Consider the following 14,923-nt stretch of genomic DNA (forward strand, 5'->3'; position numbering starts at 1 on the left):
GATATCATGGTTGAGTCTTTAAGAAAGCTCTACAATAAAACCCGCGCCGAAAACTGGGGATTCTACAATCAGCAGGATCTGAAGGTTGTCCCTTTTGCCTATGAAGGGGCCGGAGACTTCTCCAGGGGAGCCGTGGCTCTCAGTCCTTACGCCAGCCTCGCCGAGTATGAATTATCCTTTGTTCCCGTCCTCAGACATGAATCGGGAAGGAATTTACCCTGGCACTTTATCGTCGAGGCACCGGCCCGGTCGGGACAGTGGGGCGGTATTTCCTACATCATCATCAACACCTTTGTACTCATTCTCTTTACCATCCTTTTTTCGACTCCCCTAGGGGTTATGGCCGCCATTTATATGGTGGAGTACGCCAAACAGGGAAGAGTCCTGCGTCTTCTGAGGATGGGGAGTGATACTCTGGCGGGGATACCCTCCATCGTTTTCGGTCTCTTCGGGTTTATATTTTTTGTTCGGATTCTGGGCATGGGTATCGGTTTCATTTCGAGCACACTGACGGTTACACTGATGGTACTCCCCACCATTATCAGGACAACCGAAGAAGCTCTGAAGTCTGTTCCCCCATCCCTGCGGGAAGGTTCTCTGGCTCTGGGGGCCACCAAACTGCAGACCATAGCCAAAGTAGTGCTTCCCGCGGCATCTCCGGGAATCCTGACCGGGATTATCCTGGCAGTCGGGCGGACAGTCGGAGAAACGGCTGTCCTGATATATACTCTGGGATCAAATTACGATCTGGTATCGGGTCCATCATCCTCTGCCAGAGTTTTATCCCTCCACCTCTACATGCTTTTTTCAGAAGCCGTCTCTTTTGATCGGACATTTGCCACCGCGGCGGTCCTGGTCATTATCATTCTGATGACCAACCTGACAACTACCCGGGTTCTCAAGCAGTTTAATAAAAATTCCGGCATGTAAGCCAAGGAGTACAAAAATTATGGATTTGAACAATAAAATTACAGTGGAGGATCTGAACCTGTTTTACGGTGATTTTCAGGCCCTTCATAATGTGAATATCGAAGTGAAAGAGCGGGAGGTTACCGCATTGATCGGGCCTTCCGGCTGTGGAAAGTCTACCTTTATCCGGACTCTGAACCGTATGAATGATCTGATTGATAGTGTAAAGATAGATGGAAATATTCACTATAATGATAAAAATATATACTCAGACTGGGATGTTATCGAGTTGAGAAAGAAGGTGGGGATGGTCTTTCAGAAGCCCAACCCCTTCCCCATGTCTATCTATGATAATATTGCTTATGGTCCCAGAACTCATGGCATTAAAAACCATTCCAAGCTGGATGATATTGTAGAAAAAAGTCTTTCACAGGCCTCCCTTCTGGATGAAGTCAAAGACAGGCTCCACAAACCGGCGATGGGTCTTTCCGGAGGCCAGCAGCAGAGACTCTGTATCGCCCGTGTTCTGGCAGTAGAGCCGGATGTACTCCTTATGGATGAGCCGACATCCGCACTAGACCCGATTTCAACTTCTAAAATTGAAGATTTGATCGATGAAATGAAAAAGAATTATACTATTGTCATTGTGACTCACAATATGCAGCAGGCCGGGCGTATTTCTGATAAAACAGCCTTCTTTCTGCATGGTTTTATCGAAGAGTTCGGACCAACGGATGAGATTTTTTTCAACCCAAAGAGCAGAAAGACGGAAGAGTATATTTCTGGAATGTTCGGCTGACCCTTAGGCCTAAACAGGGAAAACACCAGAGCAATGTTATTGCTCTGGTAGGACAAACAATCTTAAGTCCTTAGGCCTAAACGAGTAAGGCACCAGAGCAATTGTAAAAATAAAGTCTTAACCATGAGGAGACAAAATATTATGATCAGACAACATTTTGGAGATGATTTAGCTGAATTGAACAGAGAAATCATGAAAATGGGAGTAAGGGTGGAAGAGTCCGTGAATAAAGCGGTAGATTCCCTTAAGAATAAAGACATTGAGCTGGCCCAGCAGGTTATTGATGAAGACGATATCATTGATGAAATGGAAAAGGACCTGTGTGATAAATGCGCCCTTATCATTGCCCGGGAACAGCCTGTGGCAGGAGATCTCCGGCACCTGATCAGCGGTATCAAGATTATCACTGATATTGAGAGGATTGCAGATCATGCGGTGCATGTGGCTAAAGGGGCTATCAATATGGCTGGAACTGATTACTTCAAGCCTCTTGTGGACATTCCCCGCATGGCAAAATTGGGGTGCAGTATGCTTTCCAGAGCTGTTGCAGCCTATGTCGAAAAAAATGCCCAGGATGCCATGCTCATTGCGGCTGAAGATAAGCTTCTCGATGATCTGCATAAACAGGTCGTTCGGGAGTTGTTAACCTATATGATCTCACAACCCCAGAACATCGAGGGTGGACTGTCATTGATGTATATCAGTCGTTTCCTTGAAAGGATCGGTGACCATGTCCGGAATATCTGTGAATGGGTCGTCTTTGCTGAAACTGGTGAACATGAAAACCTGTAAGGAGATTCAATGGCCAAACTGCTGATTATTGAAGATGAAGCCGATATCCGGGAGCTCATTTCTTTCAACCTGGAGATGAATGGTTATGAAGTGCAAAAAGCACGGGACGGTGAAGAAGGTTTGGATCTGGCCAAAAAGAGTGATTATGACCTGATCATTCTGGATCTGATGCTGCCGGGTATGGATGGTTTAAAAGTCTGCTCCCAGTTGAGAAAAGATGCGAATAAGAAGGACATTCCCATCATCATGCTCACGGCAAAATCAGAGGATGAGGATATCATCAAAGGACTCGAAAGCGGTGCTGATGATTACATTACTAAACCATTCAGCCCCCGTATCCTTGTCGCCCGGGTCAAGTCTGCCCTCAGAAGATCCAGTCATGACGTCTCTGACCACGAAGCCAACAGGATCAGTATTCACGATCTGGTTATTGATACGGCCAGGCATGAAATCCTGCTGGCAGGGGAACCCATCATTCTTTCGGCCACTGAATTCGGTATCCTCCAGTTTCTGGCAAAGAATCCGGGGTGGGTCTTCTCAAGAAACCAGATCATCGATTTTGTCAAAGGGGAAGATTACCCTGTCACAGCCCGTTCCGTTGATGTTCAGATACTGGGAATCCGAAAAAAACTGGGTGAGAGGGGCAATATCATTGAGACCGTCCGGGGGATCGGATACAGGATGAAAGGGGAGTAGCTTTTAACCCGAACATCCCGTCAGGGCACGACCTCAAACTGACCCATCATTCCATTGTCTTCATGTTCCAGAAAATGGCAGTGGTACATGTATATCCCCTGGTAATCCTCAAACACAAGGGCAATCCGAACCGTGTCACCCGGCATCAGAAGGACAGTATCTTTGGGACCTGAAAGATGAGGAGGAGGCGGGGTTCCGTTGATATCCAATATCCTGAACTGGACATCATGGACATGGAAGGAATGCACAACATTCATCATGCCCTGGCGTACGTTTTTGACAGTCCAGATTTCAGTTTCTCCCCGAAGCGCCGCGAAATCGATTCGCTTCATATCCATTGTTCTGCCATTGATGGAAAATCCCCGCATACCCCTGGTTTCCATGAGAAACTGTCTTTTGGTTTTTGCATTGGATTCACCTTTTATACTGAAAGGCCGATTCGTACTTCCAGGGTTGAAAGCTGCTGCTTTTTTGCCTTCTGAACTAATTTGAAGGGCCTTAAAACTGGAAGAGCCGTATAAATCAGCCAGAATTTGAGATCCCCCGGCTTTGCTGAAGTCCACAAGGATTTCAAATCGCTCTCCCGGTGACATGATCAGCTCATTCATCTCGACTGACTCGGGTAAAAATCCTCCGTCCGAAGCAATCACTCTGAAATTACGGCCGTCGTCAAAACGAATCCGCATCAGGCTGGAATTGGAACCGTTAAGGATTCTGAATCGGATCAGACCGCCTTCAATCTTAAAATCCGGTTCTATCTGTCCATTCACCAGGAGTACATTCCCGGTGTAACCATTCATTATATCGTGCATCCCCGGTGCGTATTCAAATTTCCCCCCGCGGTTCAGCCTTCGGTCCTGAAGGATCAGGGGTATATCATCGATACCGTAATTATGTGGAATAGGAAGAGACTTTGAAAATTCGTCTTCGATGATAACCATCCCCGCCAGACCCTTGTAGACATGTTCTGCTGTTGACCCCATGAGATGAGGATGATACCAGAGTGTCGCTGCATTCTGATTGATCAGGAAACGGGGATTCCAGAGGTCTCCCTTGGATATGACCTGATGAGGTCCGCCGTCAAACTCTGCGGGAATATGCATGCCATGCCAGTGGAGTGTTGTCTCTTCTCCCAGCTTATTTAAGACCTTAACATCTGCAGACTGGCCTCTGGTGAACCGGAGGGTCGGTCCCAGGTAGTTGCCGTTGTATCCGAAGCTGGGGGAACTCCCCCCTGCTAATTCAAGCTGACCCTTCTGCATGGTCAACTCAATATCCGGTCCTTCCAGAAGGGGAGGAATCAGCAAGGCTTCCGCTGTCAGATTGAAATGTATCAGGAGAGAAAAGAAAAGAATCCAGAAGTACTTCATAAAGTTAAATATTAGTTATTTAGCATGAATTTGCAAATGAATCTCAACCTGTGAAAAACAGTATTGCTTCCCCTCAGGGAGGGCTGAGGGTATAATAATTTATATATGCAGGAGGCCTTCATGACTTATCAGGATTTTTTAAACCACAAAGCCGTCCTCTCGGCCGATCTGGCAGCCGTCGCCATGGCCCGGCAGGCCGGAGATCTTATCATCAGAAAGGGCAGACTGGTCAATGTTCATACGGGAATGATTGAAGACCAGACAGATGTTATCGCCTTTAAAGGGATCATTGCCTTTGTGGGTAATGCCGATGGATATCCCGTCGGTAAAAATACTAAGATTATCAATGCTGACGGCCGTTATATCCTTCCCGGTTTAATCGACAGTCATATGCATGTGGAAAGTTCCATGGTGGACCTGGCCTCCTTTGCCTCGGGGATTCTTCCTCACGGCACCACCACCATATGTCCGGATATACATGAGATGACCAATGTCTTCGGCTTGAAGGCGGTTGAACTCTTTCATAAAACGGCCGCCCATATTCCCCTGAATGTCCTGGCGGCCATGCCGGTTTGTGTGCCTTCTATTCCCGGCATGGAAGATGCCGGTTCTGCTATTACCGCCTCAGATGTGGGAAAAGCCTATAGAGAAAATTGGGTGGAACTGCAGGGGGAGCAGATGAATTTCCCAGGGGTCATCTATGGTGATCCCAATGTCCATGCCATCGGGGGAGAAAGCCTGAGAGCCGGGCGGGTGATGACCGGTCACTACTCCTCTCCCGACCTGGCTGGAGGGCTGAATTCTTTTATTGCTTCCGGCATGACCGCCTGTCATGAAAGTACAAGTGCCCGGGAAGCCCTGGCAAAGGCGGGACGGGGTATGTATGTTCAACAGCGTTACGGCAGTGCCTGGCTTGATCTGCCCAATCTGCTCCCGGCTTTGCTGGACAATCCCGGTATGGACAGCAGGATGTTTACCATGGTCACCGATGATGTGACCCCCCTCACAATAGAGGAAGAAGGACATCTGATCCGGGTTCTCAGAGAAGCGGTCCGCCTGGGAGTTCCCCCTGTGCAGGCCCTTCAGATGGTCACCCTCAATGCGGCGCAGCTGCTGGAGAAAGAGCGCTGGATCGGCTCGGTGGCTCCCGGCCGGGCGGCGGATATCCTCATTGTCAATAATCTGGTTGATTTTAAGGTTCAATCTGTTTTCTCCGGGGGCATCCTGGTGGCAGAGAAGGGGTGTTTAAAAGTGGAAATCCCGCCCTATGACTACCCGGACTGGTCCCTGGATTCTGTACATATCCCCCTGCAGAAAGCCGGGGACTTTGTTGTTCCCTCCCCCGGGGATGAAGAATTGACCGTTCGGTCCATTCGTCTGGTACCGGGAATGGTATTCACCAGGGAGGAAATGCTCTGTCTGGTCCCCCGGGACGGTCAACTGAGGGCCGATTTCAGTCAGGATCTGGCCAAAGTCTGTGTGATCTACAGGCATGAAAAAAGTATTCCTGTAGAAGACCGCCGGTCCATAGCTTTTCTGAAAGGCCTGACTCTGAGAGAGAATACCGCCTATGCATCCACGGTTTCTCATGATTCCCATAATCTGCTTGTCGTCGGAACGGATGATGAGGCGATGGCCCTGGCGGCCAATACACTCAAAGCCAGCGGTGGGGGATTGGTTGTGGTTCAAGACGGTTCGGTTCAGGCTCTCATGCCTCTGCCCTTTGCCGGTTTGATGAGCCTTAAATCCGTCTCTGATGCGGCGCTGGAGTTAAAAGGAGTAGAGACAGCCTTGAGGGAAGCGGGCTGCCCTCATGACAGTGTGGAGATGACAATCAGTCTACTGGGATTGATTGTCCTGCCCGAACTGCATCTGTCCAACAAAGGGCTGGTTCAGATGAAAGACGGAGCGCCTCCCTGCTTTGTCCCTCTCTTTCCTGAATGACAAAGCGGAGTGATCAGCGGCTGCCCCGGATGTAGGGTTCGCCCAGAGTTGCGGGTGCACTCATTTTCCGTTTTCCCTTTTTACTCATTCCGTAAAAGAGGAGGACTCCCAGGGTTGTCAGGTAGGGCAGCATGGCCAGCAGATTCGGTGAGATTCCCAGGGGCTGGAGAACATACTGAATCACAAAAATCCCCCCGAATACATAGGCTCCCAGAAAGGCCTTTGAAGGCTCCCATAGGGCAAAGATGGTCAGGGCAATGACAATCCACCCCCGGCCGGAAGTCATCCCTTCAATCCAGGATTTGCTGTAAGCCGTGGAGAGATGAGCCCCTGCCATTCCGGCAAAAGCTCCTCCCACCATGACACAGGCATATTTGACCAGGCTGACGTTGATCCCGAGAGTCTCGGCTGCCCTGGGATTTTCACCCACCGACCTGACAGTAATTCCCAGCTTTGTGTATTTCATGATAAACCAGACCAGGAGTCCTAGAATCACAGAGAGGTAGAAGTAGGCATCCTGATAAAACAGGACTCTTCCGATCACCGGGATATCTGATAAACCGGGGATGGCTATGGCTGACATTTTTGCTGTCAGGGGGCGGCCGACGAAGGGTTTGCCCCAGAGTCCGCTCAGGCCCAGTCCCAGCATGGTGAGAGCCAGACCGGAAACAACCTGATTGGCTCTCAGGCTGATGGTGACAAAGGCATGAATCATGGAAAAAAGAGCACCCGCCAGGATGGCCGCCAGCATTCCCAGCCAGGGATTCCCCGTGGTAAATGTAACGATGAATCCCGTTACGGCACCCAGGGACATCATTCCCTCAATTCCCAGATTCAGTATGCCCGCACGTTCGGTGACAATTTCACCCAGTGTGCCTAGTAAAAGGGGAGTCCCTGCGACGATGGTTCGTACCAGGATGGAAGTTATAATTTCAAGCATTTATTTAAACTCCTATGACCAGAGCTGGTTTGCAGTTCCGGTGGTTTTCTCAGTTAGGCCTAAGGGTCTATTTCCTACCAAGGCTAATTTGTAGCCTTGGTGTTTTTTAGCTTAGGCCTAAGGGTAAAGCGGACTCTATGGCTGAGGAGGAAATCTCCCATGATGAGGAAGACAAGGAGCAGTCCGTTGAACACATTGACCGTTGCTGCCGGGAGGCCCATGGACATCTGAATGGCATCGCCTCCCACTATGATTCCTGCAAAAAACAGCCCTGAGAGAATGGTAAATCCAGGATTGAGCCTTCCCAGCCAGGCGACAATGATGGCAGTAAAGCCATAACCCGCAGAGATGGTCTCAGGGTAACTCAGATGGTGGTGAATGGCCGTGAGTTCTCCTACTCCTGCCAGACCGGCCACTCCGCCGGAGAGAACCATCATCAGAACAGTGGTTCTGAAAAAATCGATTCCTGCATATTTTCCGGCTTCCGAGTTCTCACCTATAACCCGGATCTCATATCCGAAACGGGTCCGATAGACAATAAAGCTGAGTGTCAGGGCGACTACCACTGCCAGGATTAAGAGAGGCAGTGAAATACGGGAGTTGTTCATCAGTGTCAGGATCGCCTGATCCGGCAGATCATCCGTATAGGGATATCCGTATTTGGTGGCTCCCTTCCAGGGACCAACAACCAGAAACTTGACAAACTCAGCCGCCACATAGTTCAGCATCAGAGTTGAAATGACTTCATTGATTCCGAATTTGACTTTGAAAATGGCAGGTATGATTCCCCAGATGGCTCCACCCAGGAAACCAGCTAAAAACATAAGAGGCAGTATCACATAGCCCGGTAGATGGGGCCCCCAGTTGAGTCCCACCCATGTGGCAAAGATGGCGCCCCAGAGGAGCTGACTTTCCGCCCCGATGTTCCAGAATTTGGCCTTGTAGGCCAGAGCCAGACCGCTTCCAATCAATATCAGGGGGATGGCTTTTGTCAGGGTTTCCTTGAATCCAAAGACACTTCCAAAGGAGGATCTGAAGATTTCATAAATGGCGTAAAAAGGATTTACATGGTAGGTCAGAAACACTATTCCCACGGCAACAAGCCCCGCCAGCATGGACAACATAAGGATGAGAACATTGAAGGCGGGCGTTGTTTTTTCCCTGGGCAGTATGATTACAGGCATTTTCAGTTCTCTCCTTGGGATTCGTGCAGGGATTCAGGCATGGACCCGGCCATCATTAGACCGATGTCTTCAATCTCACAGTTCTGTGGATCTACAACACCCATAAACCGGCCCTCAAACATGACCGCTACTCTGTCGCAAACCTGAAACAGTTCTTCCAGGTCTTCCGAAACAAGAAGCACCGCTCCTCCCCGGTCACGGCAGGCAATGAGTTCTTTTCTGATATATTCTGTGGCCCCCACATCCAGCCCGTAGGTGGGGTGTGCGGCAATCAGAACCTCCGGCTCAGCGGATATTTCCCGTCCCAGAATGAGCTTCTGTATATTGCCGCCCGACAAGTTTTTAACGGGTGTGTTGATGGAGGCGGCATCCACATTGTAGGATTTTACGATTTTTTCAGCGTGTCTCTTGATCAGGGGGTAGTTCATCAGGGATCTGATGCTGAAAGGACTTTTGTGGTGCTGTTTCAGGACGGAGTTTTCATAGAGCTGCAGGGTGGATACAGTCCCGTGTTTGATTCGTTCTTCCGGAACATGAGTGATCCCTCTGTCGTGAATTTTTCGGGCCGAAATATTCGTAATATCTTCTCCGTGAAGGAAAACCCTGCCCTCCTGACCACGCCTAAGTCCGGTAATGGCTTCGACCATTTCTCTTTGTCCGTTTCCTGAGACTCCAGCCACTCCCAGAATCTCATTTTTATGGAGTATGAAGGACAGATCATTGACAATGGGCCTGTTCTGATCGCTGTTGACTATCAGATCTTTGACTTCCAGGATTGTTTCTCCCCGAGGTTGATCACTTTTGTCATAGCAGGTGGCAATTTCCCGGCCTATCATCATGCGGGCCAGGTCTTTCTGAGTGACATCTTCGATCCGGGCACTCCCTGTGACAATGCCCTTACGCATGACCATCACAGAATTGCAGATGGCCATGATTTCTTCCAGTTTATGGCTGATCAGAATAATGGTATGACCTTCATCGGTCATTTTTCTGAGGATTCCAAAGAGGTCCTCCGCCTCCTGAGGAGTGAGGACCGACGTCGGTTCATCCATGATCAGGAGGTCGGCATTCCTGAATAAGGCCTTCAAAATTTCAACTCTCTGCTGTTCTCCTGCCGAGAGTTCCCATATTTTTTTATCAGGATCTACATAGAGGCCGAACTTTTCCGAGTAATCTCTGATCTCTTTTCTCATGTACTTCTGAGGGAAAAAGAAGGGGGCTCCATCAAATCCAAGAGCGATATTCTCCAGAACCGTATGCTTCTGGATCAGCATAAAATGCTGGTGAATCATTCCGATTCCAGCATGCATGCTGTCTTTGGGGTTTCTCAACCGGATTTCCTGATCGTTGATCAGAACCTGTCCCTCATCGGGCAGATACAGACCGTAGAGGATGTTCATCAAGGTTGTCTTTCCGGCTCCGTTTTCACCAAGGAGCCCCAGAATGTCTCCGCCCTGAATGTTCAGATCAACATTCTGATTGGCTTTCACACCGATGAAGGACTTTGAGATTCCTCTCATTTCCAGTTTTTTAATCGTTCTCAAAATAATTCTCCCGGGACTGTATGGATCGTATCATAACCCTAAACCTCCTTTTCAGAATAGCATGAAAATAGAAAAAGGGACGCCAGAGCGTCCCTTTCTCATCTCCTTCAAGAGGAGCCGGTTAAATATTATTGGGGAAGGGGAGTATCAAAGTTATCTACCTGATACATCATTTCTGCAAAAAGATGTCCGATAGAGGCAATTTCTCCATCGGCTATTGTCTTATTACCGGCCTGATCGTAGATGGGTCCTGTAAAGGGATCAAATACATCGCGTCCGGATTTCATCTGTTCGTAGCGCTTCATCACAAGATCGTAGATGGAAATGCTGCCGAAGTCGGCAGAATCAGTTTTGATTCCTTTCAGAGTCTCTACATATTTGGGGTTGATTTTATCGGTCATGGAACCGCCCATTTCTACGGCATTTTCTTTCATCAGCCAGAGCAGGTCATAGTCGGTCAGATCATCGGTTTTACCTGCTTTGTAATCCATAAGCATCTGTTTATAGAGGACTCCCCAGTCGGTCAGCTGACCTGTAAGAACAGCATCCTTACCATAGGACTGCATGGGGCTGTAATGGCTCATGGCGTATATTTTCTCACCCTTTTCCTGATGCTCCTGAGCGACTTCCACAACGGTGGGAGTGTCTTCGGTAAAGGCCAGTACATCACAACCTTCGGCGATCAGAGATTCGGCAGCTTCTCTTGCCTTGTCGGGTCCATACCAGGCGTAGATCCATTTCGCACTGACTGTGGCTTCAGGGTTTACTTCCTTGATTCCCAGAGCAAAGGCGTTCATATGACGGAACAGTTCGGGGATGGGGAAGGCCGCTACATAGCCGATTTTATTGCTTTTGCTCATGGCTCCGGCAATCAGTCCGTTCATGTAATAGATCTGATACATGTCACCCATATAGGTTCCCATGTTGGGAGACCGTTTGAATCCGGAAGCATGGAAGAATTTTACATCCGGGTATTTGGCTGCAACAGCGACAGTATCATCCATGTAGCCAAAGCTTGTCGTAAAAATCACGTCACATTTCTGTTCCTGAACCATTCTGTCGATAAATCTGACAGCATCGCCTTCGGGAACACTTTCAACGGTGATGGTTTCCAGCCAGGGCAGTTCGGCTTCTGCAAACTTGCGTCCCTGATCGTGAGCGTAGGTCCATCCGAAGTCTCCGGCAGGGCCGATATAAACAAATCCGGCTTTCACCTTTTTTTCTGCTGGTGCACCGGCAGCGGCTGCAGGTGCTTCCTGAGCTCCGCCCGCGAAAAGCATACCAGAAATGAGCAGCATGAGGGCTGCCAGAAGAACAGACTGTAATCTTTTCATTTTTTTTCTCCTAAAGAATATTTTTCATTCTAAATTGATTGTCTTTCTAACTGATCAATTTGTCAATAATAGTATAAATATACTTTAAAATTTGTCTGACCTATCAGCTGAAACTGCTTTATATCATGCACTTGAGAGAGACGGTCATAAATATGTTACATTTTTGTATAGAATGAGAGGGGGGGTGAGTTTCAATAAGGCCTCCCAGCCTACTGGAGCTGAGAGGTCATCAGAGAGGAGGGGAGGATCAAGTTGTTTTTATTTCTCCGGCCTTCTCAAGACCAATTTTGGTCAGAATGGGGCCGATTATTTCAAAAAAGAGAGAGGTGGCTGTCACAGTCGTAATGACGACGCCTCCTATGTAGGCCCCATGTTCTCCATAGGCGGCAAACTCATTCTTGACGATAAGAGCCAAACCAATGGCGACACCCGCCTGTGACAGGATACCCATACCCAGGTATTTTTTGATATTGGGAGACAATTTACCCAGAGAAGCCCCCAGGGTGGCTCCGGTCATCAAGCCAGAAGTCCGTCCGATAATGTATACGAGACCAATTAATCCCAGACTGGGAATGGCTGAAACATGCAGGTTCGCACCAGCCAGGACAAAGAACATCACAAACAGTAGAGGCATGAACTCGGAAAGTTCATTATGGATTTTTTCCACCAGATTAAAGGGCTGGGTGTTCACAATGTAGATTCCGATGATCATATTGGTCAGAATCAACGACAGATGGAGCATATGACTGATTCCCGAGGATATCAGAATCGTGGCAAACATCAGGATGAACATATCCCGTCCGGACTTCAGTTTTCTGGCCAGGATTGTGTACAGAAATGAGAGTGCCAGTCCGACCAGAACTGAAAAGAGAATCTCTTGGAGGGGGGTGGCCAGCAGAGTCATCCAGTTGCCCGTTTCCAGGCCGGCTTCCCGGCCCAGAATAGATTTTGCAATAGCAGCGGCAAATCCGAATATGACAATGCCCAGGCCGTCATCAAAGCCAACAACCGAGTATAGCGCCTTGGTCAGTGGACCTTTGGCTTTATATTCCTGAATAATGGCCACTGTCCCCGCAGGAGCACTGGCAGGAGCAATGGCTCCAAATACGATGGAAAGGGCTATGTCTTTTGTCAGAAAATATAAAAGGATACTCACAAAGAAGAAAGCCAGGAAAGATTCTGTAAAGATCACCAGAATGATCCCTTTCCCCTGTTTTTTCAGACTGCTGAAACTTAGTTCCAGACCGATGCTGACGGCTACAAAACTGAGGGCAACATCAGATATGAAGCTTAGATTTCTTTGAAAATCCACATCCAGAAGATTAAACAGTGAGGGACCCAGGGCCACACCAATGATCATAAAACCGATGATGGAAGGCAATTTTATATATTTCATGCTTTTTCCGGCATAAAATCCGATGGCCACCATGAGACCGACGATCAGGAGAGGCTGCAGGGCGGGAGAGTTGTGTATTACTTCGTTCAAAAGAATCTCCTAAAAATCAATGGATCCGTCAAAATAGAGAAGGTCTGCTACAGAAATAAGAATTCCACCCTGCTCGACAGGACGTACCAGATTGATCCGGCGGATTGTGTCATTCATAAGTCGTTTATCGATGACTGCTATGATCACCTTGCTGAAACTTTTGGAATTGTCGTTCCAGAAGGTCGAGAAAAGGGGGAGTTTATAAAGATAGGAACCGGCGTTGGTGGATTCGAGTACAGATACATCTCCTTCTACTTCGGAAGACAGAATCTCGAGTACATCGCTGAAAATCTCTTCATCCTGTACATGTAGGATGAACTGACATTTTTCAACCGGTTTGTTTGTCATGTTTTCTTCTTCTTCCAGGGTCAGCATGGCTCGGACTTCTCCGGGTGTCACTGCATTGATCAGATTATTATAAAGTGCCTGATCTTTGGATATTTTGGATATGGAAGATAGAATTTTGATGTGTTTGTTTCTGTTGGCTGCTGATCCGATGATGAAAAATACCAGATGAACCGGTTCCCCATCGAGGGAATCAAAATCTATGCCTTTTTTCAGAACTACAAGACCAACAGTAAACTCGCTGATGGAATCAAGGGAACAGTGAGGAATGGCAATTCCAGATCCCAGCCCTGTTGAACAGAGCTCTTCCCTTTTGATCAGGGACTGTTCTATCTCGGATGCATCAATTTTCTGAACCGATGGTGAGAGTTGAGCCAGTTCACTGATTTCTTTCAGTAAGGCTTCTTTATTTTTTGCCTCGCTTCCAATCCGGATGCACTCCGGCCTTAATGAATCAATCATTTCTTATTTCTCCTGGATTAAAAAATCTCTATCTACTTCTATAAAATACTGGATAAAACCTTTTTTGCTCTGTATGGACCTGAGGATCTCAATCGCTCCCTCTTTTCTGAAGATCTGGCTGATTTTAGATAAAATTCGGAGGTGAACCACTTCACTGTCTGATATGAGCAGGAAGAAAAGGTGGGTCAACTCTCCATCAAAAGACGAGAAATCAATTCCTTTTTCTGAAACACCAATAATAATCTTGGCTTCTTTAACCACTTTGGCAGAGGCTTCTCTGATGTGAGGAATGGCAATGCCGCTGCCGATGGATGTGGAGATCAATTCTTCCCGTTCCATCAATTTTTTGATGAAATACTCTTTGTCCGAGATCAGTTTTGAGGCAAAGGCATTCTCGGCCATTTCTCTGATAACATCTTCCTGGGTTGTAGATATAAGTGGAAGAATGATGTTGTCTTCATCCAAAAGGCGGGACAGAGGAACCGAATCATACTCTTTTTCAATTAATCGGGACAGATCATTCTGGGGGATTACAGCCATCTTTGAAGTCAGCCAGTCATTGAGGGCCAGTTTGGAAAAGCGCCACTGATTGGCTATCTTGGCACAGGGTATTTCCTGGTTTTTCACCATTTTCAATATGGTTTTATCAGATAACTTCAAGTATTCTGCTACTTCTGCCAAGGTTAGAATCTCATCATTCATAATATAAAATCCTCTACATTCCGTTATATTCCGTTATATTCCTTTGTCGTGGAAGATGTCAAGTCCATTTTTATTCTTATGTCCCTTAAGGAGGAAGGGGATGGGAGGATTTAGCGGATACTCGGGGAAATGAGCTTATCCAGGACCGCCCTGCTGCGCTCAATATAATCAGGAGGGAATATCCAGAGGTGGAGGTCATCATCATAGTGGTCAGAGATTGTGAAATCGATGAAATGCTGGTAAAGTAGGACGAAAATATAGGATAACGAAAGAGGAGTCCACACCATGGCTGTGTCAAAAAGAATCCAGGAAATGCAGGCAACTTCATCCTTTATCAGGAAAATGTTTGAGACCGGCGCCACTCTTAAGGCGGAATTCGGTGCCCGGAATGTCTATGATTTTTCAATCGGAAACCC

At 47.7% G+C, this 14,923-nt stretch carries 13 protein-coding genes; 5 read left to right on the forward strand and 8 right to left on the reverse strand.

Translation table 11 applies throughout. From position 1 onward, the window contains the following. The 4 genes from pstA to PF479_RS03740 form a co-directional block, all read left to right on the forward strand. The coding region (pstA, locus tag PF479_RS03725; protein ID WP_298002344.1) for a phosphate ABC transporter permease PstA at positions 1-930 on the forward strand (930 nt) is incomplete at its 5' end. A gap of 19 nt (positions 931-949) precedes the next feature. Then, positions 950-1,708 carry a phosphate ABC transporter ATP-binding protein PstB gene (gene pstB / locus PF479_RS03730; protein ID WP_298002345.1) on the forward strand — a complete coding sequence of 253 codons (759 nt, stop codon included), beginning with the start codon at positions 950-952 and terminating at the stop codon, positions 1,706-1,708. 141 nt (positions 1,709-1,849) lie between these two features. Continuing rightward, entirely contained in the window at positions 1,850-2,500 is a 651-nt protein-coding gene (gene phoU / locus PF479_RS03735) for a phosphate signaling complex protein PhoU (protein WP_298002347.1), read from the forward strand. Positions 2,501-2,509: 9 nt separating this feature from the next. Next, entirely contained in the window at positions 2,510-3,196 is a 687-nt protein-coding gene (locus PF479_RS03740; RefSeq protein ID WP_298002349.1) for a response regulator transcription factor, read from the forward strand. A 20-nt stretch (positions 3,197-3,216) separates the two neighbouring features. On the opposite strand, the gene PF479_RS03745 is transcribed toward PF479_RS03740, so the two are convergent. After that, positions 3,217-4,566 carry a multicopper oxidase domain-containing protein gene (locus tag PF479_RS03745; RefSeq protein ID WP_298002351.1) on the reverse strand — a complete coding sequence of 450 codons (1,350 nt, stop codon included), beginning with the start codon at positions 4,564-4,566 and terminating at the stop codon, positions 3,217-3,219. 120 nt (positions 4,567-4,686) lie between these two features. Here PF479_RS03745 and PF479_RS03750 point away from each other — a divergent pair, with 120 nt between their 5' ends. Next, positions 4,687-6,510 carry an adenine deaminase gene (locus PF479_RS03750; protein ID WP_298002353.1) on the forward strand — a complete coding sequence of 608 codons (1,824 nt, stop codon included), beginning with the start codon at positions 4,687-4,689 and terminating at the stop codon, positions 6,508-6,510. A 13-nt stretch (positions 6,511-6,523) separates the two neighbouring features. Here the strand turns inward: PF479_RS03750 and PF479_RS03755 are convergent, their stop codons facing one another. From PF479_RS03755 to PF479_RS03785, 7 genes are all read right to left on the reverse strand, one after another. After that, the gene (locus PF479_RS03755; protein ID WP_298002355.1) at positions 6,524-7,450 is read right to left on the reverse strand and encodes an ABC transporter permease; all 927 of its coding nucleotides are present in this window, start codon (positions 7,448-7,450) and stop codon (positions 6,524-6,526) included. Between the two features lie 83 nt (positions 7,451-7,533). Continuing rightward, positions 7,534-8,634 (reverse strand): ABC transporter permease, encoded by a 1,101-nt coding sequence (locus PF479_RS03760; protein ID WP_298002357.1) that lies wholly within the window; start codon positions 8,632-8,634, stop codon positions 7,534-7,536. Positions 8,635-8,636: 2 nt separating this feature from the next. Beyond that, on the reverse strand, positions 8,637-10,178 hold the full coding sequence (locus tag PF479_RS03765; protein ID WP_298002358.1) for an ABC transporter ATP-binding protein: 1,542 nt from the start codon (positions 10,176-10,178) through the stop codon (positions 8,637-8,639). Positions 10,179-10,306: 128 nt separating this feature from the next. Further along, a complete protein-coding gene (locus PF479_RS03770; RefSeq protein ID WP_298002359.1) occupies positions 10,307-11,512 on the reverse strand; it encodes a BMP family ABC transporter substrate-binding protein in 1,206 nt (401 codons plus the stop codon). A 247-nt stretch (positions 11,513-11,759) separates the two neighbouring features. Then, positions 11,760-12,998 carry a cation:proton antiporter gene (locus tag PF479_RS03775; protein ID WP_298002360.1) on the reverse strand — a complete coding sequence of 413 codons (1,239 nt, stop codon included), beginning with the start codon at positions 12,996-12,998 and terminating at the stop codon, positions 11,760-11,762. Between the two features lie 9 nt (positions 12,999-13,007). Beyond that, entirely contained in the window at positions 13,008-13,805 is a 798-nt protein-coding gene (locus PF479_RS03780; RefSeq protein ID WP_298002361.1) for a PTS sugar transporter subunit IIA, read from the reverse strand. Between the two features lie 3 nt (positions 13,806-13,808). Beyond that, positions 13,809-14,507, reverse strand: a complete 699-nt coding sequence (locus PF479_RS03785) for a PTS sugar transporter subunit IIA (protein WP_298002362.1) — start codon at positions 14,505-14,507, stop codon at positions 13,809-13,811. Positions 14,508-14,923: the final 416 nt, after the last annotated feature.

Origin of the sequence: Oceanispirochaeta sp., assembly GCF_027859075.1 — a bacterium.
Taxonomy (GTDB): domain Bacteria; phylum Spirochaetota; class Spirochaetia; order DSM-2461; family DSM-2461; genus Oceanispirochaeta.